We start from the raw sequence: 25,782 nt of genomic DNA on the forward strand, positions 1-25,782 counted from the left end.
TTCGAGTCGTTTTTTGTTTATTTAGCATGAACCGCGTTTGCCAGTGGGCCAACGTTACGGTTCCTGAATGAATCGTATAGTAGCAACGGTAACCGTTTTATAAAGTCTTGCCAGTAGCTAGCCATCCTGATGGGCCGACACGCGTGCGGACTTGTCAAGTCCGGCCGGGAAAAGCAATCCTTTTGTGTATGAACTTTACGCAGTAACTTATGGCCAAACGAAAATCGCTTCAGGAGACTCTCGATCAACCCGTTCCAGTCGTGGCCATTGGAGCATCCATGGGGGGACTCGAAGCTTTGTCGGTCCTATTGGCGGAATTAACGCCCACAACGGGTTTTGCTTTTGTGTATGTGCAGCACCCGGACCCGAATGCAAAACATAAGATTAGTGATATTCTCAATGAGGTAAGCCGGATTCCGGTGGTCGAAGCCGGGGATCTGGAACGGATCCTCCCAAACCATCTTTACGTTGTCCCGCCCGGTAAAGACATGGAAATTATCGACGGCCTGCTGACGCACTTCGCCCGGCAGCAAAGCACGGGCATCGAAGAGGAAGTGGCTCACATGCCGGTCGACAGGTTTTTTGTTTCGCTGGCCACCCGCCAGAAAGCTACCGGCATCGGCGTCATCCTATCCGGGCTGGATGGCGACGGAACGCAGGGGCTAAAAGCCATTAAAGAAGCCGGGGGCATTACGATTGCGCAGGACCATACGGCCCTTTATCAGGGTATGCCCCGTTCGGCCATTGCCGAAGGCGTGGTGGATCTGGTGCTGCCCCCCCATCAGATCGCCAGCGAGCTGGAGCGACTCAGCCAGCAGCCGGATATTTTTCAGTCGACGGCTCAGGCCGAAGAGGGTGAGGAAAGCCTGCCCCCCGATGAAGAACTCAAACCCATCCTGACCTTTCTGCGGAAGGCTGTCGGCGTCGATTTCAGTCAGTATAAAGTAACCACCATCCGGCGCCGGATCATCCGGCGGATGTTACTCTACAAACTGGAAACCCTGAAAGATTATGCCCAGTACCTTCGGCAGCAACCTCAGGAAGCCAACCTGCTGTATAGCGACCTGCTGATCAATGTAACCTCGTTTTTCCGCGATGCCGAAGTAATGGAGTACCTCAAGAAGGTCCTGTTCCCGCGCATGATCGCCGAAAACAACGAAGGTGAACCCCTGCGCATCTGGGTACCGGCCTGCTCGACGGGGCAGGAAGCTTATTCGCTGGCCATGCTGCTGATGGAAGTCCTTGGCGAACGGGCCTCGTCGATGGTTATTCAGATTTTTGCTACGGATCTGAGCGAAAGCGCCATTGCCAAGGCCCGGCTGGGCAGCTACTCCCGCTCGGAAATTATGGACGTATCGCCCCGGCGGCTCCACCGTTTTTTTACCAAGCAGGACGACCAATACCGGATCAACAAATCCATCCGCGACCTCTGCGTCTTTGCGCCCCACAACATCTTCAAGGACCCTCCCTTTTCGCGGGTCGATCTGGTGAGTTGCCGGAATTTACTGATTTATCTCAACGGCAGTCTGCAACGCCGGGCTCTGACCATGTTCCATTACGGACTCAATCCGCGGGGGTATTTGTTGCTGGGCAAGTCCGAAACCGTGGGTTCGTCGGCCTCCCTGTTTACACCCGTCGAAAAAGCCTATAAAATTTTTGCCCGTAAAAACGATGTGGCCCGGCGGGCTAGTTTTGAACTCCAGCCCCGCACCATCGAGGTCAGCCCGGCCCCGCCGGTATCCCGGCGGGTTTCGTCCGCCCGCCCGCCCGCTTTGCCCGTCAACGACCTCGAACAGCGGATTGATGCCCTGCTGCTTAACCAGTATGTACCGGCCAGTGTGGTCGTTAATCAGGATCTGGACATTCTGAGCTTTCGCGGATCAACGGCTTTGTACCTGGAGCATACCCAAGGCCGGGCCAGTCTGAACCTGCTCAAAATGGCCCGGCCTTCGCTGTCGTTCGAGTTGCGCAATGCCGTTCACAAGGTGCTCAAATCGGGGCAACCCGTCCGTAAAAACGGGCTGGAAATGAAAGCAGGCGGCACCACGCACTACGTTGCCATCGAAGCGGCTCCGCTCGAAAGCGACAGCGAAGACCGGTTGTTTCTGATTGTTTTTCAGGAAACCAGCGCACCGGTGGCTCCCGAAACCGGCCCTGTAAAGGCGCGCAACCGCCGGATTAAAGAACTGGAAGAGGAACTGGCGAACGTCCGACGCGACATGCATTCGCTGATCGAGGAACAGGAAGCGGGCAACGAAGAGTTGCAGTCGGCCAACGAAGAAATCGTCAGCAGCAACGAAGAATTGCAGAGCATTAATGAAGAACTGGAAACCAGTAAGGAAGAAATCGAATCGACCAATGAAGAACTGCTGACGATCAACCAGGAACTCCAGGTCCGAAACGAGCAGCTTTCGGAAGCCTACGAGTTTGCCGAAGCCATTTTTGCCACCCTGCGCGAAGCCACGCTTGTGCTGGACGCCGACCTGCGCGTGCGGAGTGCCAACTCGACCTTTTACGAAATGTTTGACGTTCGGCGGGAGGATGTTGAGGGCCGTCTGCTGTACGAGCTAAATGGCCGGCAGTGGGACAGCGCCCGGTTGCGCGAACGGCTGGCGGGTGTCATAACCCAGGACATTCAGATTCAGGGGTTTGAGTTTATGTACGTCTTACCAAACGGTCAGGAGAAAGTGCTGCTGCTCAACGCCCGGCGGGTGGTCCGTCAGCAGCGAAAGGAAGCCATTCTGATGGCCATTGAGGAAATTACCGAGCACCGCCGGGCCCAACGGCTGTCGCAGGAACGCGAAGCCTGGTTCCACGCCATCGTCGACAATTCACCCGCCCTGACCTGGGTAGCCAGTGTCGACCGGCGGTATACCTACCTGAATCGGGCCTGGCTCAACTACACGGGCCGTACGCTGGAGGAGGAAGTAGGACAGGGCTGGGCCCAGGGCATTCACCCCAACGACCGCGTGCAGTATCTGGCCACCTACCACGCCCGCTTTGCCGACCGCCAGCCGTTCACCACCGAATACCGTCTGCTGCGCAGCGATGGCGAATACCGCTGGATGCTTGAACAGGCCCAGCCCACGTTTTCGCCCGACGGGGTTTTCAACGGATACATCGGCACCTGCGCGGACGTTCATTTGCAAAAAGAACTGAATCAGGAACTGGATCGGCGGGTGCAGCAACGAACCTACGAGTTGGCCGAAGCCAATACCCTGCTCAATCAGACCGAGATGATTGCCCGCATCGGCAGTTACGAACGGGAACTTGCCAGCCCAACCATGCTGGCATCGGACGAACTGTACCGGCTGTTTGGGTATAAGCCCCATAGCGTAGAGCTTACCCTGAATTTTATTGACGCGCATACCCATCCGGATGACCTGGCTCCCACCCATGCGCACCTTGAACAGGCCATGCAGGACGGCCTGCCGTTTGAATACGTTCGCCGAATTTTCCGATCCGATGGGCAAATGCGTTATCTGTACGTCCGGGGCGAAATCATTCGGGACGGAAACGGCCAGCCTTTCAAAGTGGTGGGCTTCAAGCAGGATATTACGGATGTGATGCTGACCCAGGAAAAATTGCGTAAAAGCGGAGAAGAATTCCGTACCCTGGTTGAAAACACCCCGGATATTATCACCCGCTGGAATAAAGAGTTAAAACTGCTCTTTGCCAACACGGCTTTTGAGGCCAAAACCGGCACTCCGCTTTCAGACCTGCTCGGCAAAACCAATCAGGAAATGGGCCAGCCCGACTCCATTGCGGTCCCTTACATGGACAAGCTGAAACAGGTTTTCGCCACCGGCAAACCGCAGGAACATTATAACTCGTTTCCGACTCCCAACGGTTTAACGCTGTATTTTTCCCGCATGGTGCCCGAACCGGACAGCGATGGCACGGTGCAAAGCGTGCTGGCCATCGCCCGCGACATTACCCAGCTTCAGGAACTGACGGAAAATTTACAAGCCATACTCGATAGCTCCCCCGCCTGGATCGCCTACCTTAAGGCCGTTTTCGAGAACGACAACCCCGATCAGGTAGTAGACTTCCGGCTGGCCGTCTGCAACCATAAATTCGCCGATTTGCAGCAAGCACCGGCCCAGGAACTGATTGGCCTGCCGGTGGAGCAGATCGCCAGCCTGCTCTGGCGGGAGCAGACCCTGGAACGGCTCAAACAAATCCGGCTGACCGGCGAACCGTTTTACGAAGAGCATTCGCCCACCGGCGATTCGGAGGGGTGGACGGCTGTATCCGCTACCCGCTTCGACGGGGGCGTTGTGGTGACGGGCCTCGATATTACCGCCCTCAAACGAGCCGAAAGACAGCAGGACCACTGGCTCGAAGAACTCCGGGCCTCCAACCAATCCCTGAACACGCTGGAAGAACTGCGCCAACATATTCGCCAGCGCGGGCAGTTCCTGCGGGAAACCTCCCACGATCTGCGCGGTAACTTCGGCGTGATTTCGGGCGCGGCTTCGCTGCTGACGATGGTTTCCTCGGAGGAAGAACGCGCCAAAATGTTCGAAATGCTGCAACGGAACATGCGCCAGGCCACCCGGATGCTGACCCAACTCCTGGATTACGCCCGGCTGGAATCCGGTCAGGAAACTGTCCAGCTTACCACTTTCGACGTGGCTCAACTGATTCAAAACCAGAGCGAAACCGTAGAGCCGCTGGTAACCGAAAAAGGGCTCTGGTTCCGGACCGAAGGCACCACTCCGCTGTTGGTAGAAGGTGATTCTCTGAAAATTGAGCGCATTGTTCAGAATCTGGTACTCAATGCCATCAAGTACACCCGGCAGGGGGGCATAACGGTTCGCTGGCAGGGCGCTGATTCGGAAAATCAATGGACGTTGATGGTCGAGGATACCGGTCCGGGCATCCCTGAAGACGTGCTGGAATCGTTCCGGCGGCCTTCCGGTAGCCCTTCCGACGATTCTTCCCGGCCCGCTTCCAAAGCGGTTTCGGACAATACCGGAGAAGGCATTGGTCTGTCGATTGTCCGGCAGCTTTGTAATCTGCTGTCGGCTCAACTGGAGGTGGAAAGCGAATTGGGAACCGGGACGGTTTTCCGGATTACCTGGCCGCGCCGGTACAGCGCTGGCTCAGCCGATTGATTTGCCCTAAATTAAACATCACCGGCCGGGCAGAGTTATCATAAAAAAGCTATGGCAAAACGGGATATTATTGTTATTGGCGCATCGGCGGGTGGCGTTTATGCGTTGAAAGAACTCGTGGCCGGTTTACCAGCCGACTTCGGCGCGTCGATCTTTATTGTACAGCACGTGTCGCCCCACGCTCCCAGCCTGCTGCCCAAAATTCTGGAACACGTAGGTTATCTGCCAGTCCACCATCCGGAAGACGGTGAACTGGTTCAGCCCGGACATATTTACGTGGCTCCGCCCGATCACCACTTATTGATTGAATACGACCAGGTTATTGTCAAAAAAGGCCCGAAAGAAAACCGCTTCCGGCCTTCGATTGATGCGCTGTTCCGCTCGGCGGCTTACCGCTACGGCTCGCGTGTGATCGGAGTCGTTCTGACGGGACTCCTGGATGACGGCACCTCGGGCTTGTGGACCGTGAAACGGTTGGGCGGGCTGGGAATCATTCAGTCTCCCGAAGATGCTCTGTACGCCAGTATGCCCCGCAGCGTGCTGGAGTACGTTGAAGTCGATCATATCGTCCCGATGTCCGAAATGGCTGAACTCCTGGTTGAGCTGACGCAACAACCGGCACCCGAGCAACCCGTAATCGAAGAAGAAGAAGCCAGCCGACTGGAAGCCGAGATTAACATTGCGGCTCAAGACAATGCTTTCAATATGGGAATCCTGGACATGGGCGCCCTGACGCCCCTCACCTGCCCGGAATGCAATGGCAGCCTGGTGAGCATTAAAGAAGGCAAGATTATCCGGTATCGTTGCCATACCGGCCATGCCTTCACGGCCAGTTCGCTTTTGGCGGAAGTAAGTAAAACCGTCGAAGAAAATCTGTGGAAGTCGGTAAAATCGCTGGAGGAAACCATCATCCTGCTCGAGCAATCGGGCAAAGTGCTGTCGGAAGGAAACAACGAGACGGCTCAGGAATACTTTGCGAAAGCCAAAGAAACCCGTAAACGGTCTGACGTTCTCCGGAATTTCATCTTTGAGCAGCACAAATTTGATAGCTGACGGTTTATCCTACATCCATTTGCAGCCGAACCGATTCAGCGCCTGACGGGCAAAAGGCGGTATTCTCTGGAAAAACTTTTTTAAAGCGCGGGCTTGTTTGATTTATCCCATCAGCAGGGATCTGTACAGCTCAAGATTTTTAATGACCTCACCCGTGCCCTTCACAACCGCTTTCAGAGGATCGCTGGCTACATGAATGGGGAGCTGCGTTTTGGCGCTTAGGCGCTTGTCCAGACCGTGCAGCATGGCCCCACCGCCCGTCAGATGAATCCCGTTGGCAAAAATATCCGACGCCAGTTCCGGCGGGGTATTTTCCAGGGCTTTCATCACGGCTTCCTCAATTTTGGAAACCGACTTATCAATTGAATAGGCAATTTCGCTGTAGGTAACCTTGATTTCTTTCGGAATACCGGTCATCAGATCCCGGCCCCGTACTTCATAATCCGGTGGCGGATTGTCCAGTTCGGGCAACGCCGAACCCACGCCTATTTTAATTTGCTCAGCCGACCGCTCCCCAATCAGCAGATTATGCTCCCGGCGCATGTAATCTACAATGTCGCTCGTGAAAACATCACCCGCCGTCCGGATGGATTGTTCGCAGATAATGCCCGACAGGGCCACGACGGCAATCTCAGTGGTTCCTCCGCCAATATCGACCACCATTGTACCATTGGGCTTGGTAATATCAATTCCGATTCCGATGGCTGCGGCCAGGGGCTCATACACCATAAAAACTTCTTTGGCCCCCGCGTGTTCGCACGAATCCTTAACCGCCCGTTTTTCCACTTCCGTGATTCCCGAGGGAACAGAAACCACCATGCGGTGAGCCGGAGCAAATAATTTACTGCCGTTGCCAATCATTTTCACCAGTCCCCGAATCATCAATTCTGCCGCCGTAAAGTCGGCAATGACGCCATCTTTTAAGGGACGCAGCGTCTTAATGTTTTCGTTGGTCTTCTCGTGCATCTGCATCGCTTTATGCCCGATTGCCAACACACTGCCACTCACTTTATGGATAGCAATGATAGACGGTTCATCCACAACAATTTCGTTGTTATGAATAATTAATGTATTGGCCGTGCCGAGGTCAATTGCAATGTCACTGGATAAAAAGTTAAAGAACCCCATGTAGATGACCCCTCCTTCGTAGGAAATTGATAAGTAGTTGGCGTAAGCGGCAGAAAAAACGTATCAATATAGCGAAGATACCTTCAACTTGTTTTAAGCTATACAAACAAGCTCTACTCACAAAAAAAGTGATGCCTGACGGAAACGCTGACGGGTCGGTTCGTTACCCGGTTATAATCAGTACGGTCTGAAAAATGCGATCCATTCAGGCCAGCCTTCAAATCTGAAAACCGAAAGCGTCGCTCCTGTGTTTCAGTTTGGGCCGCCACAAACCTATTCGATCTCTCTTTTCAGTCCAGACCACGTATACCATTAATTCATAGTTACTGCTGATTCAAATGGAAATGAAGACGGTTTTCCCGACGTTATAACAACTGCCCGCCCTGAATGATCGTAAAACCGTTGGTTTGAATGCCCAGAGACGGATCGGACTTACAGCCTCTGGCAAAGTCGTCAATGGCGTTCAGAAAGGGCTTGTCGTTTCCAAACCATTCAAACCAGAACCCCGGGCTTTCCAGAAACCGTTTGAGCACAAACCGTAAGATATACCGCAACGGCTGATCGCAATAACGGGGGTCAAACTGGGCCGCAATGCCGCGTTTCATAAACTGTGGGGAGTAGCTGTCCGATTTATCCATGTACGCGTACACCACATTCCCCATGGTTTCGACGGGCGTTACCACCACCGCTACATTGTCCTGCATTTCCTCGCTGGCAAACAGATCGAGCAGGCTTTTGTACCCGGTTTTGATCCGGTCCAGCAACTGGTTGGCAGAAGCCGCGTCTTTCATCCACTTTTCACATTTCACCGGCACCAGAATCACCAGCTTTTTTTCTTTCAGCCCCTTATAGGCTTCCTGAAAAATCGCCTGCATACTGCTGCTGTTTTTGCCTTTTTCGAGCAGATTCCGGTCTTTATGAAACGCCCAGGAAAGCGACCGCTCCCCTTCCACCATCAGGGCCGGGGTATCGATGGTAATCATCGTGACGGCGCATTCGCGAATGCGGTAAATCACTTCTTTGGAATTGTCCAGTATCTGCTCTCCGGGATAATCCCGGAGAACCAGCTGCACTTTCGGTTTTTTATTCTTCTGCCCCAGGTTGAAGCGGTAACCGATATCCGTTGACCCGTTCTTACCCAGAATAACTTTTGGCTTTTTATTCTTCTGCCCCAGGTTGAAAAGCTGCTTCAGATCGGGCAGGCCGTTTTTACTGGACCCGTTTCGGTATTTGTTATTTTTCCGGGCAAAGTTATAGTCATAATCGATTTTGGTGATGCTTTTTTCACCAACGATTGTGGTTGCCGGAACGACATCGGCATTGTTCAGCGGCATTTGCGTACCGCTGCTAAACGCGCTCTGCAAATCGGCCACCTGCTTTTCCAACTGGGCATCGGCCTCACCTACCGGCTTGATTTCGAGATCGCTTTCTTCTCCAATAACCTGCGAAAACTGGTTATATATCGACGAAAGCAGACTAGTCTTACCGGCGCGCGCTGATCCAAGTACGGTGATGTTAAATTCTGTAAGCATAATCGTTAACTTTCGAATGTTAAAATGGATTTGTTTATGGTACTCAGACGCTCAGTGATTTCTAGCCATTGCCATCTTAACCCATTATTAACCGATAGCTCCTGAAAATTCTCTGGCCACACCTTGGCGCGGTTTTCTATATAAAAAGATTGCCACTCATCCAGTGCATTTTCAGACCGCAGTACTTTATCGACAAATTGTTCGATCATGGCAAAAATGGCGTGATTGATTTCAATCGGCCAGTACAGTAACTCATCCTTCAGGTTTTCCAGTACGATTTTGTGCATTGCAATCAGCAGATCCTGGATTTCCTTGGCGGTCGGCTTCACGCTCAGTTCCGCCATTCCGGTATCGGGCGTCAGGTAATCGAGGTGCCGGCGCAGTCGGTAGTAGAAAAAGCCCTGGTACGAAAGTTTAAAGTCGATCAGCATTTCAAAAGCAGGATGCAGAGCCGGGTACTGATCCCCCAACTGGGTCGTTACATCCCGCAAAAATGAGGTCCCGATGTTGGAGCTCAGGTGATTCAGTCGCCCCTGGTAGGCATTTCGCAATACTTCCGCCAGTTGTACTTTCACCGATTCAACCGAACGGCTTAACCCTTCTTCCAGGCTCTCAAAATGCTGGGTCAGGTGAGTCCGGTTGTAGTTAAGGTAGTATTCACAGGCGGATTTATACCCCCCGAGTAAGTTCCGGGTATCTTCAATCTGCTCGATGCTGGGAATGCCCGAATCGGCATACGCATTTTCCTGCGCTCTGGAGACGTACTCCTGAAACGAGGCATCCGGGATTTCACGCTGATCGCGCAATTCTTTTATTAACTGCTCAAAACCGCTGTAAACTCGCTTGATGACATCCCGGAACAGGCGGTTAAAGCTGTTGAAGTTAAACGGCGTCGATTCCGAAACCGTACCGAGAGCCTCTTTGGCCTTCTGCATCTCGGCCTTCACCTGGCTTTGTAACCCCCTTAACCGATCATACAGGGAATTTACGTATAAATGGTCAATCCGCTCGATGTTCTGCGTCAGGTAATCCAGCACGTTCTGAAGCACCCGTTCCTTCACCTCATCGGGGCTGGAGCAGTCGGCAATCACCGAGCCGGCAAACTTCAGTTGTTCGGATTTCTCACCCAGCAAGCGTTCGCAGTTCCGCAGGTTGTCTTCGTTCGGTGACGAGGAACGAACGTGATTCATCACCAGAAACGACCACATTTCCAGCGGTAATTCGGGGAATACGCCCCGTGTGGTGTCGTACAGGTCGATTTCCTGGGGTTTCCAGACTTCACCCAGACCGGACGGTTTTTTAACAAACAGAACAATATCAACATCATTGCTCAGGGCGCTAAGCAGCCAGTTTTCCGCCACCAGACCCGTATCACCCAACCCGGGCATGTCAATGAATGCAATATCGCCAACGTTTTCGTGCGGAAATGTACAGATGACGCGCGCTTCCCGAACGGCCAGGTAATTGAAAAATACGCGCTGCCCGGCCGAATCATCCTGTGCGATATACTCGCGCACGGTATCAATCGGCACGTATTTCGGCGACGTTTGCGAAAGGAGTGGCTTATAATCCGCCAGGTGGTTTTTGTATAGCTCCAGCTGGGCGTATTTAACGCGGGCGCTTACACTCTGCTGCTTCTCAATGGGCAGGGTTGGCAGGGGCCGGCTTTCAAACTCGTCCAGCGTTGCCGGAGGGGGCGAAGAGTCCAGTAACTCACTGTAATACGGAGCGATAACGTTACGGACAAATTCGTCTTTCGTATAAAAATAGATTTCTCCGCGCGGGTCCAGGGCGGGATTGTGCACGATCGTGCTGCGCGCGCCCGTACAATGTCCGAAAGGACCGGCAGGAATCGCGTTACTGTCCAGTCCGGACAGGCTGTGAAGGAGTCGGCTTTTTCCCTGTCGGGCCAAACCAACAACGCCAATGTTGAGCGTTTTGCGGGCAAAACGGGAGTGGTATCGGGTAATGTTCTGCTCTTCTGAAATGATACTCTGCCGAAGCCGGTCAAGCTCAATGCTTAATAAGCGAAATCGAACGGTTTCGTTGTTGGTCGAGTTAAAGATTTCTTCGCGTCGCTGCTCCATCACGTCGATGGCCGCATTCAAAGAAGTCAGTTGTTGTCTGATGTTATTTAACTTTTTCGCTAAAGCCTGTCGTTTTCCAATAATCGAGTTGATTTGCTGTTCCCGGGTAAAAGATGAGGTCATATTAGTTTTGATTAGAGTAAAAACCTGGTTAAAAGTAGGACAGGTAGGCTAAAAACGAAAACTGCGTACGGTTACTGAATTTTTCATTAACGTTGTTTAAAGTTAACTGTATCGGATTAATAATTTAGTGCAAATTCGGCAATATTCGGCCTGGATGACCAAACACCCCGCAACGGTCTGAAACCGGCGGATTTCAACCGTTGGCCTACCTACTGAGCAACACATGGTTATACACTTGATTATCAGACCGCTGAATGACCAGCGTTGACCGCCGGCTGCGGAAATTAGAGCGAGTATTGTCAACCTGGCAACTAGTTTTAGGCTTGTACAAGATGGCCTGCATAATTTAGTTGAATTGTTCAAGAAGCGGTTTGGGTCATGGTCCACGCAGATTTTAAGCACTCCAGCACATCCACACGCACCCGATACTTCATTAAGCAATTTTACGGACTATACGGTGTAAAACGAATCAGCATCCAATCCACCCCCGCAGCCCCTTTTTATATAAATGTATCCGTGTGAGTACTACCTAATTATAGCTGGCAATTGTCGGACAAAAAGTTTCTGGTTCATGCGATGAATCCGTCTGTTCAACAGGCGAATCTTTTCGTTGGACCGTAAATACCGGGCGTTTCACTTGCGAAAGTTATCGAAGATTTCTTGACGAAGCAACGTAGGCATAAATATTCTTTGTCGGCTGTTTTCGGATGAGTATTTTGTCTTAACCCCCGAACTACCCAAAAGTAGCGGCTTCCAAGGCCGTTCACTAATTGTTACTAAACCGGCCGAAAAGATCATCATACACCCCAGACTTCACATCCCTGAACGACATCGGTTATTGAGATTCAGTTGCTTACACACCAAACTAATCAGAACAAGCGAAAAAGAAAATAACGGACGCCAATCCGAAATGCGGAATTGGCCCTTCTGATCCCGTTTGCCCTTTTCTGCACAAAATTCATTCCAAAATAAATCGGTGAACCCTGTCTCTTTTATCCTATGGTCCCTGACCACAGCCTGAAGGGTCTTGTAAATACGGCGATAATCGACGAGAGAAGTAAAGGCAACACGCCGGGGCAGATCTAGACCGGGAAGCCTGCTGCCGGGCCAAAACAAAAAAGCACTTACGATTTCTCGCAAGTGCTTTAAAGAGCCCCCAGTCGGGATCGAACCAACGACCTACTGATTACAAGTCAGTTGCTCTACCAGCTGAGCTATGGAGGCAATTCCGTTTGGCTTTTTCGAAAAGCTGGTGCAAAGGTAGCGTTTTTAGCCTTTCAATCAAACAAAGCCGCCTTTATTTTTCTAAAAAGCGCTATTTTTTTTCTTACTGAGCTTCCCGAATCACCTTAAGCTGGTGCTTGAGATCATCCAGTTGCTTCTGGGCCGCCTGAATTTTCTTGTCAATATCAGCCCGCAGTTTATCCGCTCCTTTCGACCGGCTAAAGAACTCGATATTGTTGTTATACACCGCAATATCGTTTTCCAGCGTCGTCATTCTCCGGCGAATATCACCCTCTTTTTTATACAGATCGCGCGTCGAACCCGTTTCCCGAATTAGCTCGGCTTCGTTTTCGAGCGTCAGCCGTTCTTTTTCCCGGGATGAGATTTTACCGCTCGCTCCAACGAATGAATTGACGGCATTGATGTAGCGCTTCTGAATCGACTGCATGTCCTTTTTCGGCACGTACCCGATTTGTGACCACTCTTTCTTGAATTCGTTCAGCAGGGTCAGATCGGCGTTTTCGCTGGTTGCTGCGGCTTCAATCCGCTCACACAGGCTGATTTTCTTTGCCAGATTTTCCTCAAATTCTTTTTCAACCGCCTGATTGCGCGAACGTTTTTTATTGAAGAAACCGTCGCAGGCCGCTTTAAAGCGTTCAAAAATGGAGTCTTTGAACTTTTCCGGAACCTGCCCGATGGTTTTCCATTGCCGTTGCAGTTCAATCACTTTCTGCGTAGCCTCCGCCGACTCTTCATCCGATTCCAGGATGGCTTCCACCTCCTCGCACAACCGGGTTTTGGCTTTCAGATTCTGCTCCCGTTTGCTCTCAAGCTGTTTGAAAAACTCGCCTTTGTGGTGAAAAAACTGCTTCAGGGCAGCCCAGAACTTCTTGCTCAGTTCTTTTCCTTCGTCCCGGGGCATGGGTCCCCGAATCACGTTCCAGCGATCCTGAAGCGCCATTACCTCACGGGTTTTCTCGTTCCAGTCGTTGATACTGTTCGAGGTAAACGAGGTGAACGGAACCAGTTCTTCGTACAGTTTTGATTTCTCTTCGTACAACTGGGCTCCTTCCCGCCGGATTTCTTCATTCTGGCCGCGCCGACGGTCATATAAGGTATCGAGCGACTTTTTAAACCGTTGCCACAGGACCTCCTGCTCCGCTTTGGGGGCCGGGCCGATGTGTTTATATTCCTCGAAGAGGGCGTTGGCTTCGTCGATAACCGCTTTGGTTACCGGGTTGCCTTCATTCGCCTGAACCAGGGCTTCAACCTTCTCACAGAGTTCGGTTTTCAGGGTCTGGTTTCTTTTCCGGTCGAGTTCTTTTAATTCAAAATAGATGTTGCGGTTGCTGTAATATCGATCCACCAGCGCGTGGTATGTGGCCCACAGCGTCGCGTTATGGGGCGAGGAAACGTTGCCAGCCGCCTTCCACTCGTCCTGAATCTGCTTAAAGCCGCTCCAGCTGGTTTTTGGGTCACCGGCATTATTTTCGTCGGCTTCCACCAGTTCGCGCAACCGGCGCAACAGTTCGGTTTTAACGTTAAAGTTATTGTCTTTGGCCTTCTCCAGTTGCTGGAAGTACTGGTTCTTCTGGTCCTTGATCTGCTTGTACAGACTTTCGAACCGGCTTACCACGTCATCGTGCCGGTATTCAAACCCTTCATCCGAACCGGTTTCCTGAACATACCGCTGCAAAGCGGCCGTTCGGTCGGCGGATTTCGATTGATCGAACAACGGACGAATTTCCTTTAGCACCTCATCGGCCCGACGGTAATCCGCGGGAGAAGCCGTCTCACTTTTGAGCGAAGCCAGCAGCTTTTCGAGCACACCCACCATGTCGGCTTTGGTATACTGACTATAATCCACCGAAGGGGCCGCTTCTTCCAGCTCGGTTTCGGTTGCTTCCGATGGATCCTGATGCATCTCCAGGTCAACCGATGGGTCCGCTGTGGGTTCGCCAGCCGGTTCTGCCGGGGCTGTTTCCACCCGGGCTGTTGGTTCCTGCGTGGTTTCTTCCACCGCCGACGGTTGTTCAGACGTCGCTTCTGCCTCCGCTACCGGTTCCGCTTCCACGGTTTGGGTGGGTTCCTCTCCGGCGGCTTCTACAGCGGGTTCCGGTTCGGCACCTACCATACCGGCAGGTTCCTGCGTCTGCTCCGGTTCGGTAGCCGCTTCCACGGCATCAGCCGGTTGGGCAGTGGGTTCTTCTTCAGCCTGACCTGTCGTTTCTTCGGTTGAATCAACCGCATCAGTCGGCTCAGTATCCGGTTTCACTTCCGGAGAAGGTGTCGGATTCTGGTCCTTGCGTTCAGTTATTTCTTGCTCTTCGCTAGCCATACGATTTTTGGGAATCGTTACTTTTGCAAAAATACTAAAAAAAGCGGATTATATTTCCTTACAAATTCCCCAACGGTCCGAAACCACCTATTTATGCTGTCACCACTGGCCGAACTACGAAAAGAGTACACCCTTAACGGTTTAGACCCCTCGGATGTTTTAACAAGCCCATTCGCTCAATTTCAGCGCTGGTTTGCCGAAGCACTCAGTGCAGACGTCCTCGAACCCAACGCCATGCACCTGGCTTCGGTAGGCTCGGATGGCCGCCCTTCCGGCCGCATTGTGCTGGTGAAAGGCGTTGATGAAGAAGGCTTTACGTTTTTCACCAATTACCAGAGCCGGAAAGGGGGCGAACTGACGGCTCACCCTTTTGCCTGCCTCACCTTTTTTTATCCGGAACTGGAACGGCAGATTCGCATTGAAGGTACCATTGAAAAGGTAACCGCCGACGAATCCGATGCTTATTTTCAAAGCCGTCCGCGGGGAAGCCAGATTGGCGCCTGGGTTTCGCACCAAAGCTCAGTGGTTGAAAGCCGCGCGGCACTGGAACAACGGCAGCAGGAACTGGAGCAGCAGTTTGAAAATCAACCCGTTCCGCGTCCTCCGCACTGGGGGGGCTACCGACTCATCCCCGACCGCATCGAGTTCTGGCAGGGCCGTCCCAGCCGTCTGCACGACCGGGTTTTGTACCGGAAAGAAAACGAAGCCTGGGTAATCGAACGGCTTTCGCCCTAGGAAGTTAAGAGTTATGAAGCCGCTCGGTTAATTCGCGTCGGAAGGTAATACCCACCGGCAATTCGGTTTCGCCGATGTGCAGCGTGTTGCCGCTCAGCCGCCCGATTTTGCTAAGGGCGACAATGTAAGACTTGTGAATGCGGATAAACTGATCGGCGGGCAGACGGCTTTCCAGTTCGGAGGTGGTCAAGGGCGTGAGCAGCATCCGGCCCGGCAAAAACAGCTTGACATAATTGCCCCAGCTCTGGGCATATAGCAATTCGTCAAACTGCACGCGCACCCAGTCCGCATCGACCTTGACCACGATGGAATCGACCGGGGGTTTGGGGGTTAACACAGGAGCCGCTGGCAACGCCGTAAGCGGGATGGAAAGGTTCAGCACTTTATCAACGGCTTTCAAAAACCGGGGAAACGGTATCGGTTTGACCAGGTAATCCGTAACGCCGTAGTCGTAGCTCTGGAGCGCAAACTCCGTGTAGGCCGTCGTCAGAATGGTACGGGGCGTGTGGTTCAGTGCGCCCAGCAGTTCCAGACCACTTAGTTCGGGCATATTGATATCTAGAAACAGCAGATCGACGGGCTCGCGGTGCAGAAAATTAATGGCATCCAGCGCATTGTAGCATTGTCCGGCCAGCACCAGCCGGTCGACGCGTCCGATGTAGTTTTCCAGAACGTAATGGGCGGCAATTTCGTCGTCCACAATCAGGCAGCGGATGGGTTCGGCCATAGAGTTGGGGGTTGCTTAGACGGCTGCCAGTTCGGCATTTAAGGGATAGTTGATGGAATGGTCCTGCAAAGGCAGGATCAGCTCAACGGTATACTGATCGGCGGAAGACTCAATGGTCAATTGGTGTGTACCGGGATAAAGCATTTCCAGCCGCTGGCGCGTATTTTCGAGCCCCACGCCCGTTGACACTGACGCTTTGGCCCGGGCTGGTACGGTATTGACCACATACAGCCGTAGCCGACCATTTTCGATGCTGACATCTACCTTCACTTCGCAGGCCCTGATACCCGCCGTGCCGTGCTTGAACGCGTTTTCAACGAAGGGCATCAACATCATCGGCGCCACCACATAACCCGTGGCTTCCTGATCATCTGGCCCGTTGAAATGCACCCGGCAACGGCTGCCAACGCGTTCGGTTTCCAGGGAAATGTAACTGGTCAGAAACTCCAGCTCGTCGGTCAGCGGCACCCAGGTCCGGCGTGTACTGTTGAGCTGATACCGCAGCAACTGAGACAACTGCATGATCATGTCGGGCGTGCGGGCGGGTTCGTGCAGACTGACGCCATACAGATTATTGAGCGTGTTGAACAGAAAATGAGGATTCAGTTGAGAGCGCAGCACACTCAGTTCCATCTCCTGCATACACATTTTGAATTCTTCCTGCTGCCGACGTTGCTGGTAAAACCGATTAACTAATAGAGGGACATTGAATAACAGTAAACTTACTGTGGCACTTGCCACGGTATACAGGTAAATCAGACCGGGCGTAAAATTTGGTTTTAACACTTCTGTACAAAGCCAGTCATTGACAAACATCAATACAACCGAAAAAAGCAGCAGGGTTACAACCGCCCAAAAACCGTACCGCCGGGCTTGTTGGCTATCAAGCACTTTAGGTAACAGAAAAAACCGTTGGAACTGGGCATGACCGTACAGCAGACAGAAGTATAAAAACTCTCGGGCCAACAGCGAACTAGAGTTGATAAGCTCCCAGGATGTCAATGAGTTGAGGGTAAAAAAACCCAGAAACAGCAGGACTTCCTGTAACCAGCGCTGGTGGGGGCACGTCTGAATTCGTTGTACCATAGTTGACTAATCGATAAACAAAATAACAGCGGCCAGTCCAAACCAACAACAATAGATGACCAATTGCATTCGTCCTGCTTTTGCCTTTATACGTCATCTATACTTGTCATGGCCATTATTGCCTTTCACTTTTGCATGGCTAAAGGCAACCAATTACCCTTTGGCAAGGTCATGCAAACAATGTTTTCCGGGTATTTTCTACACCATTTTAACGTATTTCCCCACCTCTTCCAAGCAGTTTCCCAAAAATGGAGTATTCGCCAGCAGGTCTGGACTAACGGGACGCTATCTATTCTAACGATTATACTTTTAGCGGGTTGTGGTTCGTCCACGGAACAAGCCGCCACCACCGCGGAGGTACCAACCCTACCTGTTGTGCAGGTAAAAACGGCCACGATGACCACCTTCCAGGAATTTCCGGCCACGCTCGAAGGCAAGGTGAACGTCGAAATCCGGCCCCAGGTAGAAGGCTATCTAGAGCAGATTTACGTAGACGAGGGGGCCGCCGTTCGCAAAGGCCAGCCGCTGTTCCGCATCGACGAACGCAGCTACCGCGAGCAACTCAGCAACGCCGAAGCCAATCTGATGATGGCCATCGCCAACCAGGACAAAGCCGCCCTGGAAGTAGCCCGGCTGAGTCCACTGGTCGAAAACAAGGTTGTTTCGGATGTGCAGCTCAAATCGGCCCAGTCGGTCTATGAAGCCGCCAAAGCCGCGGTCGGACAGGCAAGGGCGATGGTCAGCACGGCCAAAACCAACCTGAGCCGTACGGTCATCAAAGCCCCCGTCAACGGCTACATTGGTCGGCTACCCTACAAACCGGGCAGTCTGGTGGGTCGGGCCGAACCCCAGCCGTTAACCACCCTATCGGACGTTGGGGATGTGTTTGCGTACTTTTCGATGAGCGAGGTGGATTTCCTGCAATTTACCCAACAGTCGGCGGGCCGCAGCCTGACCGACAAAATCCGGCAGCTTCCGCCGGTTGAACTCCTGCTGGCCGACAATAAGCCGTACAGCCAGAAAGGCCGGATCGAGCTGGTTTCCGGGCAGTTCGACAAGGCGATGGGTGCCATCAGTTTCCGGGCGATTTTCCCCAACGAACTCGGCCTGTTGCGGTCGGGCATTACGGGCCGCATCCGGATTCCGCAGGTACACGAGTCGGCCGTAGCCATCCCGCAGGAAGCGACATTTGAGCGGCAGGATAAAGTCTTTGTGTTTGCCCTGTCCGACAGCAACAAAGTGCAGAGCCGACCGATTCAACTGCTGGGCAAGAGCGGCAATTTTTACCTGATCCGCGAGGGCGTCCGGCCCGGTGAGCGCATCGTCCGCGACGGTCTGGACCGGCTTCAGGATGGCGACCCCATTGTTCCGAAACAAGAAACAACAACGAACGAACTGACGAAAAACCTGTAGGCCCGATTCCGCGCCTATCATACTTTTTTTCGTCACAGATCCTTTCTCGCCATGTTAAAAATATTTATTGAACGACCGGTTCTGGCAACGGTCATCTCGATTCTATTGGTCATTCTGGGCCTGATTTCCCTGCTGACCATGCCAGTCACCCAGTTTCCTGACATCGCCCCGCCAAGTGTGCAGGTTACGGCCTCCTACCCCGGTGCCAACGCCGAAGTGGTGGCCCGCTCGGTAGCAACACCCCTGGAAGAATCCATCAACGGGGTCGAAAACATGACCTACATGACTTCGTCGGCGGGTAACGACGGCTCGGTTGCAATCAACGTTTTTTTCAAACTAGGCACCAATCCCGACCTGGCGGCCGTCAACGTCCAGAACCGCGTGGCCAAGGCCACGAGCCTGCTGCCTGCCGAAGTGGTGCAGGCCGGTATTGCCACCCAGAAGCAGCAGAACAGCATGATCATGATCTTCGATCTGACCAGCAATGCGGCCGTTTACGACGAAACGTTTCTGCAAAATTACGCCAAGATCAACATCATCCCGGAATTGCAGCGGGTCAACGGCGTGGGTCAGGTCATGGTGTTTGGAGTAAAAGATTACGCCATGCGCGTCTGGCTGAAACCCGACCGACTGGTGGCCTACGGTTTGTCGGCGCAGGAAGTCCTGAATGCAATTCGGGAGCAAAACCTGGAAGCCGCCCCCGGTCGGATTGGCGAAAGCAGCCGCGAAGCCTTCGAATACGTGATCAAGTACAAGGGTAAGTTCAGCAAACCCGAAGAGTTCGACGAGATTGTCCTGAAAGCCAACGCCGACGGCTCAACGATTCTTTTGAAAGATGTCGCGCGGCTGGAATTTGGGTCGTTCACCTACAGCGGAGACACCAAAATCAACGGGAAACCGGGCATCGGTATTGCCATTTACCAGGCTGCGGGTTCCAACGCCAACGACATTCAGATTGCCATGCTGGGCATCATGAACAAAGCCGCTAAAGCGTTTCCGAAAGGCGTTCACTACTCGGTGGAATATAGCACGAAAACTTACCTCGACGAATCCATTGACCAGGTGACGCACACGCTGATCGAAGCGTTTATTCTGGTGTTCATCGTCGTGTACCTGTTTTTGCAGGATTTCCGCTCGACCCTCATTCCGGCCATTGCGGTACCGGTTGCCATTGTCGGCACGTTCTTTTTCATGCAGTTGTTCGGTTTTACCATCAACCTGCTGACACTGTTTGCATTGGTGCTGGCCATCGGTATTGTGGTGGACGACGCCATTCTGGTGGTGGAAGCCGTGCATACCCGGATGGAAAACGACGGACGGGTTTCGGCCCGGACGGCCACCCTGCGCTCCATGCAGGAAATTTCGGGGGCTATCGTATCCATCACCCTCATTATGGCCGCCGTGTTTGTGCCGGTTGGTTTCATGGACGGACCGGCGGGCGTTTTCTATCAGCAGTTTGCGTTCACAATGGCCATCGCCATCCTGATTTCGGCGGTCAACGCCCTGACGCTGAGCCCGGCCCTGTGCGCCCTGCTGCTGACCAACAAACACGCAGACGACAAGGAAACATCGGGAAAGAAGGGCTTCCTGGCCCGCTTTTTCACGGCTTTCAACGCGGGCTTTACGGCCGTAACGGGCCGGTATGTGGGCGTTATCCGGATGCTGATCCGGCACAAATGGGTCGGTATCAGCGGGCTGGCGCTCGTCATTGCCGTCACCGTCTGGCTGATTCGCACGACGCCAACCGGCTTTATTCCGTCTGAAGATCAAGGCTTTATCGCTTATTCGCTCAAACTACCAGCTGGAGCCTCGTTGCAGCGGACCCAGAAAGTAACGGCCAAAGTTGACGCGGCCCTGCACCGCATTCCGGCTGTTGGGGGGCATTTTGCCATCAACGGTTTCAACATCATTTCCAACTCGGCCAGCCCGTCCTACGCAGCAGGGTTCATCAATATGAAACCGTACGCCGAACGAGGTACTATTCAGGATCTGACGCAAATAGTCGATACTGTAAACCGCGAACTGGGACGGTTTAACGAAGGCCGGATTGATGTCTTCACGTTGCCAACGGTTCCGGGTTTCGGGAACGTCGACGGTTTTGAGATGGTGTTGCAGGACCGTACCGGCGGACCGCTTGACAAGCTCAGCGCCACGGCCACGAAGTTTGTCCAAGAGCTAGGCAAGCGCCCCGAAATCGGCGCGGCTTTCACGACGTTCGATACGGGAACGCCCCAGTTTTCGCTGGAAATTGACACCAAGAAAGCCAAGCAACTCGGCCTATCGACCAGCGATATTCTGCAAACCATGCAGGTGTATTACGGCAGCACGTTTGCCTCCGACTTCAACCGGTTTGGCAAATTTTACCGCGTGATTGCCCAGGCCGACAGTCCGTACCGGACCGATCCAGCGTCGCTCAACAGTATTTACGTCAAAAATGTGACCGGCCAGATGGTGCCCATTACGACGGTTGCATCCCTGAAACGCGTGTATGGTCCTGAAGCCGTAACCCGCAACAACCTGTTCAACGCCGTCATCATTAACGGTCAGGCCGGGCGGGGCTATAGTTCCGGCGACGCCATCAAAGCCGTGGAGGAAGTAGCGCAGAAACACCTGCCCACGGGTTTCACCTACGAATGGACGGGTATGACCCGGGAAGAGATTTCGGCGGGTAGTCAATCCGGGCTTATTTTCGGACTCAGTCTGGTGTTTATCTACTTCCTGCTGGCGGCCCAGTACGAAAGTTACCTCTTGCCACTGGCCGTAATCCTGTCCGTTCCGACGGGTGTTCTGGGCGTGTTCTGGGCCATCAATCTGGTGGACATCGACAACAATATTTATGTGCAGGTCGGCTTGATCATGCTGATCGGTTTGCTGGCTAAAAATGCCATCCTGATTGTTGAGTACGCCGTTCAGCGACGCCGGGCGGGTATGCCGCTGGTGGCGTCGGCGCTGGAAGCCGCCCAACTGCGGCTACGTCCCATTCTGATGACCTCGTTTGCCTTCATCGTGGGCCTGATTCCGCTGATGGGTGCTACGGGTTCTTCGGCCAAAGGCAATCACTCGATCAGCATCGGTACTGCCGGGGGCATGCTAACGGGCGTGGCGCTGGGCATTTTTATCGTGCCGGTTCTGTACGTCATCTTCCAGAAATTACACGAGAAAATCAGTGGTCGCAAACCGGTTCCACAAGCGGAGACGGCTAACGAAGAACTGTATACCAATCATTGATCGAATTTAGTAACTCCATGCAATCCATACGAATTTCGAGCGGGCACACCTTACTGGGCTTTGTCTTCCTCGTCCTTTCTCTTTCCGCCTGCAAGGTTGGACGCAACTACCAGCGTCCGACGCTTGCGGTGCCGGATCAGTTTCGCTCGGTGTCAACAACCGATACCGATACCCACACCGTCGCCCGTCTACCCTGGCGCACGTTTTTCCAGAACGCCGAATTACAGCAACTCATCAGCACGGCCCTGACGAATAATTTCGATTTGCAAATCGCCGTCAAGCGGATTGAAGAAAACAGCGCCTACCTCCGCCAGACCCGCTACGCCTTGCTGCCCTCGGTCAACGCCCAGGTTACAGCGTCCACCATTACACCATCCCGAAACAGCCTGAACGGGTTGAGTCTGGAAAACTTCATCGGCAGTCGGCATCTGGAGGATTATTCCGCAAACCTCGGCGTATCCTGGGAACTGGACATCTGGGGCAAAATCCGGCGACAGAACGAAGTAACGCAAGCCAATTATCTGCAAACGTTTGAAGCGGCCAAAGCCGTCCGTACCGCGCTGGTTGCCAACGTCGCCAACGGATATTTCAACCTGTTATTCCTGGACGCCCAACTTGACATTGCCCGGCGCAACCTCGCGCTCAGCGATTCCATTGTGCGCATGATCGGCCTGCAAAAACAAAGTGGCGATGTGACCGAACTGGCCGTCGATCAGGCCCGGGGACAACAGCAAACGGCGGCCCTGCTCCGCTCCCGACTGGAACAGGCCATTGTCATCGAAGAAAACGGACTTCGGCAGTTGCTGGGCGATATGCCGGGCGGTATTCCCCGCGCCAGCCGGTTGGAAAACGTTCCGGTGGCCGACACGTTGCAGGTAGGCGTTCCGGTGCAGTTGCTGGCCAACCGTCCGGATGTGCGCGTCAGCGAACTGAATCTGGTAGCGGCCAACGCGCGGATTGGAGTAGCCGAAGCGAGCTTGTACCCGGCGCTGGTGATTTCGGGCAGTGGCGGGTTCAACGCTTTTCAGGCCAGCAACTGGTTTATGTTTCCGGCATCGCTGTTCTATAGTGTCGCGGGTGGACTGACACAACCGGTTTTCCAACGGCGTCAACTCAAAACGCAGATCGAAGTGGCCCGGATTCAGCACGACCAGGCCGTTATCCAGTTCCGGCAGGCCGTTACCAACGGCGTCCGGGAAGTAGCCGATGCGCTGGTGCAGGTCGAGAAGCTGAAGGAACAGGAGCAGGTTGCGGCTACGCGGGTAGCAACGTTGCAGAAAGCAATTGCCAACGCCCGGTTACTTTTCGCAAGCGGCCTGGCTAACTACCTGGAAGTCATTACCGCCCAAAGCAATGTGTTACAGGCCGAACTCACGCTGGCCGAGGTCCGGCAGCAGCGGTTGAGTGCCATGGTGAGCGTATACCGGGCGTTGGGTGGCGGCTGGCAGTAATAGCCGGAAATGAACGTGTTTGATTTGTCAAAGTGCTTGACAAGCTGTTAATTAAAGCTCTTTTACTGCGATAACCGTTCCTTCATGTTCTACGACATTTTGCGCGCTGCCCCAAAGCCCATCATCCGGTGGCCGGTTTACACAATTACCGGGTTCGTCGGACTGTTTATTGTGGTAGTCCTGGCCATGTGGGTTTACAGTCACCTGATTAACGGTGAAATCATTGGCGAAACGGGCTGGATCATTTTAGGGGCGTGCATACTGCGGCTCCTGACGGTTTTAATGGCCTTGGCAAGCATCCAGCCGTGGGGTGAGAAGCTTCCACACTGGATGATTTTGTCCGGCTTGAGCGGAGCCGCCAGCGCCCAGCTCATTTATCCGACCGCCGAACTGGTTGTAAAACTCCTGATCCTGGCGGGTTGGGTAGACTATTCCGCTCAGGGATTGGGGAACATGACGGCGACGGGCTGGTTTAATCTGGGCGCGGTCTGGGTCATCTTCGGTTTTCCCGGCCTGCTGTTTGTTAAAGCTGCCCAAAATTATCAGGAACGGAAAGCGATTCCGAGGACCTGGGCATGGATCGGCGGGCTGTTGGGGGTTAGTGTTCTGTTCCTGATCGGCGTTTTAATTGGATAGATCTGATCGCTGGTTCACTTGAAACCGGCTAGATCAGGTCAAAAATATTTTTCACCCCAATCGTGCGGTCAACGGTGAAACCTTCGCCGTATTTGACGCCGATAACGTGCCCAAATTCTTCGGCACGGGCCCGCAGGAATTCCATAAACTCCTTGCTGGCAATGTAGCTCATGGGTTCAGTGCTGTTGGGGTCATAAAACTGGCTCTTGTAGGCCAGCAGCGATTCCTGTTTTTTCTCGTAAAAATCGGTGATATCGACGATAAAATCCGGCTTGATGTAACGGTCCTGAATCAGGTGATAAACCACCTTCGGACGCCAGGCTTCCTGCGCTTCGCCTTTGGCATCAGCCCCCACATTATCAACGGTTTTGATCTGGCGCAAACCCGAATAGAAACACGCATCAACGATCAGAGCCGACGCCCGGCCGTGGTCGGGGTGGCGGTCGGTGATGGCGTTGGCAATGACAATTTCCGGCTGGTATTTACGGATTGCGGCAATCAGCGCGCGCTGGTGTTCTTCATCGTTCCGAAAAAAACCGTCGCGAAAATTCATGTTTTCGCGGGCCGACAATCCCAGAATATGGGCTGCGGCAGCGGCTTCCTGCAACCGGATTTCGGGCGTACCCCGCGTCCCCAGTTCCCCACGGGTCAGGTCAACAATTCCAACTTTTTTACCCTGCGCAACCAGGGAAAGAATCGTTCCCGCGCTGCCCAGTTCGGCGTCGTCGGGGTGAACAGCGATAACGAGTAAGTCGAGTTTCATTCGTTCAAAAGATCAGCCATACGTAGAGATTCCTGAGAAACGACCCCACGCTTTTAGTACGTTAATGAACCCGCAGTTTCTGCCCCGGACGAATCCGTGAGCGGGTTGACATATGATTTTTCCGGGCCAGCGTGGAAGCCGACAGGCCATACCGCCGGGCAATACTGGTGAGCGTCTCCCCCGAACGAACGCGGTGTAATACCGTGCGTTTGTAACGGGGCTTAAACCCGGCCATGTTCACACTTTTTCCCCGAAGGTAATCCCAGACGGAAGCCGTCAGAATAAAATGGTCCGAAATCAGCGAATTGGTCGGGAAATTATAAATGTGCGTCGGACTAAACGGGTTTCCCTCGTACCGGGTTTCGAAGTGCAGGTGCGAACCGAAACTGCGCCCGGTATTACCGCCCAGACCAATCTGATCGCCCGCTTTGACCAGTTGCCCGGACTCAACCAGCGTTTTCGACAAGTGGCCGTAAATGGTTTCCAGACCGTTGTAATGCCGCACGAGCAGATACCGCCCAAAGCCGTTGCCGTCCCACCCCACAATCCGCACAATGCCGTCGAAAGCCGCGTAAACCGGGTCGCCGGTTTCCAGATCGAGGTCCATCCCTTTGTGCCACCGTCCCCAGCGCGGGCCAAATATGGAGGTCACTTTCCCATCGACCGTCGGGGCCGACCAGAACCGGTTGAGCGCCGGATCGTATAACTTCAGGTCAATTACTTCGTCAAACTGGAGGGGATCAATCCCGTAGGGGTCAACGTTGTGGGGGTCCCAGATGGCGTAATAGTCCGCAATTTTCACCCAGTCGTCGCCCACCTGAACGGAGTCGATGTATTCCACGACTGCCGGTTCGCCTTCGTCGATCGTAGACGTGTCCTCGGCCACAACGGGGTTGACTTCTTTTTTGGGTTCAAACTGATTGTTAAAGCGCAGATTGGATGTTTCCTGTTCAAACTCCTCTTCCGGTTCTTGGGTGGGCTGTTGCGTGGGAGAATTCGGGGTTTGGGTTTCCGTTTTCTTAGGCTTAATACTCAGGTTCTTCTTGAATTTGCCTCGCTCCTGAGCCTCCACGGTCGTTACGCTTGCCAGACAGCAAACGCTGGCGAACAGCCACCAGACTGCCAGTTTTCTCATCCT

General features: G+C 53.4%; 15 protein-coding genes and 1 tRNA gene. 7 read left to right on the forward strand and 9 right to left on the reverse strand.

Features of this window, described 5'->3' with window-relative positions; all coding sequences use genetic code 11:
• Positions 1 to 209: 209 nt before the first annotated feature.
• The gene (locus tag LX87_RS11135) at positions 210 to 5,120 is read left to right on the forward strand and encodes a PAS domain S-box protein (RefSeq protein ID WP_111628264.1); all 4,911 of its coding nucleotides are present in this window, start codon (positions 210 to 212) and stop codon (positions 5,118 to 5,120) included.
• A gap of 51 nt (positions 5,121 to 5,171) precedes the next feature.
• A complete protein-coding gene (locus LX87_RS11140) occupies positions 5,172 to 6,173 on the forward strand; it encodes a chemotaxis protein CheB (protein WP_111628265.1) in 1,002 nt (333 codons plus the stop codon).
• A gap of 102 nt (positions 6,174 to 6,275) precedes the next feature.
• On the opposite strand, the gene LX87_RS11145 is transcribed toward LX87_RS11140, so the two are convergent.
• The 5 genes from LX87_RS11145 to LX87_RS11165 form a co-directional block, all read right to left on the reverse strand.
• A complete protein-coding gene (locus LX87_RS11145) occupies positions 6,276 to 7,301 on the reverse strand; it encodes a rod shape-determining protein (RefSeq protein WP_111628266.1) in 1,026 nt (341 codons plus the stop codon).
• A gap of 365 nt (positions 7,302 to 7,666) precedes the next feature.
• Entirely contained in the window at positions 7,667 to 8,833 is a 1,167-nt protein-coding gene (locus LX87_RS11150; protein WP_111628267.1) for a hypothetical protein, read from the reverse strand.
• Positions 8,834 to 8,838: 5 nt separating this feature from the next.
• Positions 8,839 to 11,043, reverse strand: coding sequence for a hypothetical protein (locus LX87_RS11155; protein WP_111628268.1), 2,205 nt, complete (start codon positions 11,041 to 11,043; stop codon positions 8,839 to 8,841).
• A gap of 1,151 nt (positions 11,044 to 12,194) precedes the next feature.
• Positions 12,195 to 12,267, reverse strand: a tRNA-Thr gene (locus LX87_RS11160).
• Positions 12,268 to 12,370: 103 nt separating this feature from the next.
• Positions 12,371 to 14,605 carry a DUF349 domain-containing protein gene (locus LX87_RS11165; RefSeq protein WP_111628269.1) on the reverse strand — a complete coding sequence of 745 codons (2,235 nt, stop codon included), beginning with the start codon at positions 14,603 to 14,605 and terminating at the stop codon, positions 12,371 to 12,373.
• Positions 14,606 to 14,698: 93 nt separating this feature from the next.
• Here LX87_RS11165 and pdxH point away from each other — a divergent pair, with 93 nt between their 5' ends.
• Complete coding sequence (pdxH, locus tag LX87_RS11170) at positions 14,699 to 15,340, forward strand: pyridoxamine 5'-phosphate oxidase (RefSeq protein ID WP_111628270.1); 642 nt, start codon at positions 14,699 to 14,701, stop codon at positions 15,338 to 15,340.
• Positions 15,341 to 15,344: 4 nt separating this feature from the next.
• Here the strand turns inward: pdxH and LX87_RS11175 are convergent, their stop codons facing one another.
• A complete protein-coding gene (locus LX87_RS11175) occupies positions 15,345 to 16,067 on the reverse strand; it encodes a LytR/AlgR family response regulator transcription factor (RefSeq protein ID WP_111628271.1) in 723 nt (240 codons plus the stop codon).
• A 15-nt stretch (positions 16,068 to 16,082) separates the two neighbouring features.
• Positions 16,083 to 17,153: a sensor histidine kinase gene (locus tag LX87_RS11180; protein WP_111628272.1), complete on the reverse strand. Its 1,071-nt coding sequence runs from the start codon at positions 17,151 to 17,153 to the stop codon at positions 16,083 to 16,085.
• Between the two features lie 375 nt (positions 17,154 to 17,528).
• On the opposite strand from LX87_RS11180, the gene LX87_RS11185 reads away from it, so the two are divergent.
• The 4 genes from LX87_RS11185 (at position 17,529) to LX87_RS11200 (ending at position 23,881) form a co-directional block, all read left to right on the forward strand.
• The gene (locus LX87_RS11185; RefSeq protein WP_229310621.1) at positions 17,529 to 18,566 is read left to right on the forward strand and encodes an efflux RND transporter periplasmic adaptor subunit; all 1,038 of its coding nucleotides are present in this window, start codon (positions 17,529 to 17,531) and stop codon (positions 18,564 to 18,566) included.
• A gap of 51 nt (positions 18,567 to 18,617) precedes the next feature.
• Positions 18,618 to 21,794: an efflux RND transporter permease subunit gene (locus LX87_RS11190; RefSeq protein WP_111628273.1), complete on the forward strand. Its 3,177-nt coding sequence runs from the start codon at positions 18,618 to 18,620 to the stop codon at positions 21,792 to 21,794.
• Between the two features lie 17 nt (positions 21,795 to 21,811).
• Entirely contained in the window at positions 21,812 to 23,245 is a 1,434-nt protein-coding gene (locus LX87_RS11195; RefSeq protein WP_111628274.1) for an efflux transporter outer membrane subunit, read from the forward strand.
• A gap of 84 nt (positions 23,246 to 23,329) precedes the next feature.
• Positions 23,330 to 23,881 carry a hypothetical protein gene (locus LX87_RS11200; RefSeq protein WP_111628275.1) on the forward strand — a complete coding sequence of 184 codons (552 nt, stop codon included), beginning with the start codon at positions 23,330 to 23,332 and terminating at the stop codon, positions 23,879 to 23,881.
• A gap of 28 nt (positions 23,882 to 23,909) precedes the next feature.
• Here LX87_RS11200 and bshB1 read toward each other — a convergent pair whose 3' ends face one another.
• The gene (gene bshB1, locus LX87_RS11205) at positions 23,910 to 24,644 is read right to left on the reverse strand and encodes a bacillithiol biosynthesis deacetylase BshB1 (RefSeq protein ID WP_111628276.1); all 735 of its coding nucleotides are present in this window, start codon (positions 24,642 to 24,644) and stop codon (positions 23,910 to 23,912) included.
• A 61-nt stretch (positions 24,645 to 24,705) separates the two neighbouring features.
• Positions 24,706 to 25,779: a M23 family metallopeptidase gene (locus tag LX87_RS11210; RefSeq protein WP_111628277.1), complete on the reverse strand. Its 1,074-nt coding sequence runs from the start codon at positions 25,777 to 25,779 to the stop codon at positions 24,706 to 24,708.
• Between the last annotated feature and the right edge of the window lie 3 nt (positions 25,780 to 25,782).

Origin of the sequence: Larkinella arboricola, assembly GCF_003259745.1 — a bacterium.
GTDB classification, from domain to species: Bacteria; Bacteroidota; Bacteroidia; order Cytophagales; family Spirosomataceae; genus Larkinella; species Larkinella arboricola.

Coding starts and splice junctions, on each gene's coding strand:
- LX87_RS11135 (WP_111628264.1), top strand. CDS start 210: ATGGCCAAACGAAAATCGCTTCAGGAGACTCTCGATCAACCCGTTCCA.
- LX87_RS11140 (WP_111628265.1), top strand. CDS start 5,172: ATGGCAAAACGGGATATTATTGTTATTGGCGCATCGGCGGGTGGCGTT.
- LX87_RS11145 (WP_111628266.1), bottom strand. CDS start 7,301: ATGGGGTTCTTTAACTTTTTATCCAGTGACATTGCAATTGACCTCGGC.
- LX87_RS11150 (WP_111628267.1), bottom strand. CDS start 8,833: ATGCTTACAGAATTTAACATCACCGTACTTGGATCAGCGCGCGCCGGT.
- LX87_RS11155 (WP_111628268.1), bottom strand. CDS start 11,043: ATGACCTCATCTTTTACCCGGGAACAGCAAATCAACTCGATTATTGGA.
- LX87_RS11165 (WP_111628269.1), bottom strand. CDS start 14,605: ATGGCTAGCGAAGAGCAAGAAATAACTGAACGCAAGGACCAGAATCCG.
- pdxH (WP_111628270.1), top strand. CDS start 14,699: ATGCTGTCACCACTGGCCGAACTACGAAAAGAGTACACCCTTAACGGT.
- LX87_RS11175 (WP_111628271.1), bottom strand. CDS start 16,067: ATGGCCGAACCCATCCGCTGCCTGATTGTGGACGACGAAATTGCCGCC.
- LX87_RS11180 (WP_111628272.1), bottom strand. CDS start 17,153: ATGGTACAACGAATTCAGACGTGCCCCCACCAGCGCTGGTTACAGGAA.
- LX87_RS11190 (WP_111628273.1), top strand. CDS start 18,618: ATGTTAAAAATATTTATTGAACGACCGGTTCTGGCAACGGTCATCTCG.
- LX87_RS11195 (WP_111628274.1), top strand. CDS start 21,812: ATGCAATCCATACGAATTTCGAGCGGGCACACCTTACTGGGCTTTGTC.
- LX87_RS11200 (WP_111628275.1), top strand. CDS start 23,330: ATGTTCTACGACATTTTGCGCGCTGCCCCAAAGCCCATCATCCGGTGG.
- bshB1 (WP_111628276.1), bottom strand. CDS start 24,644: ATGAAACTCGACTTACTCGTTATCGCTGTTCACCCCGACGACGCCGAA.
- LX87_RS11210 (WP_111628277.1), bottom strand. CDS start 25,779: ATGAGAAAACTGGCAGTCTGGTGGCTGTTCGCCAGCGTTTGCTGTCTG.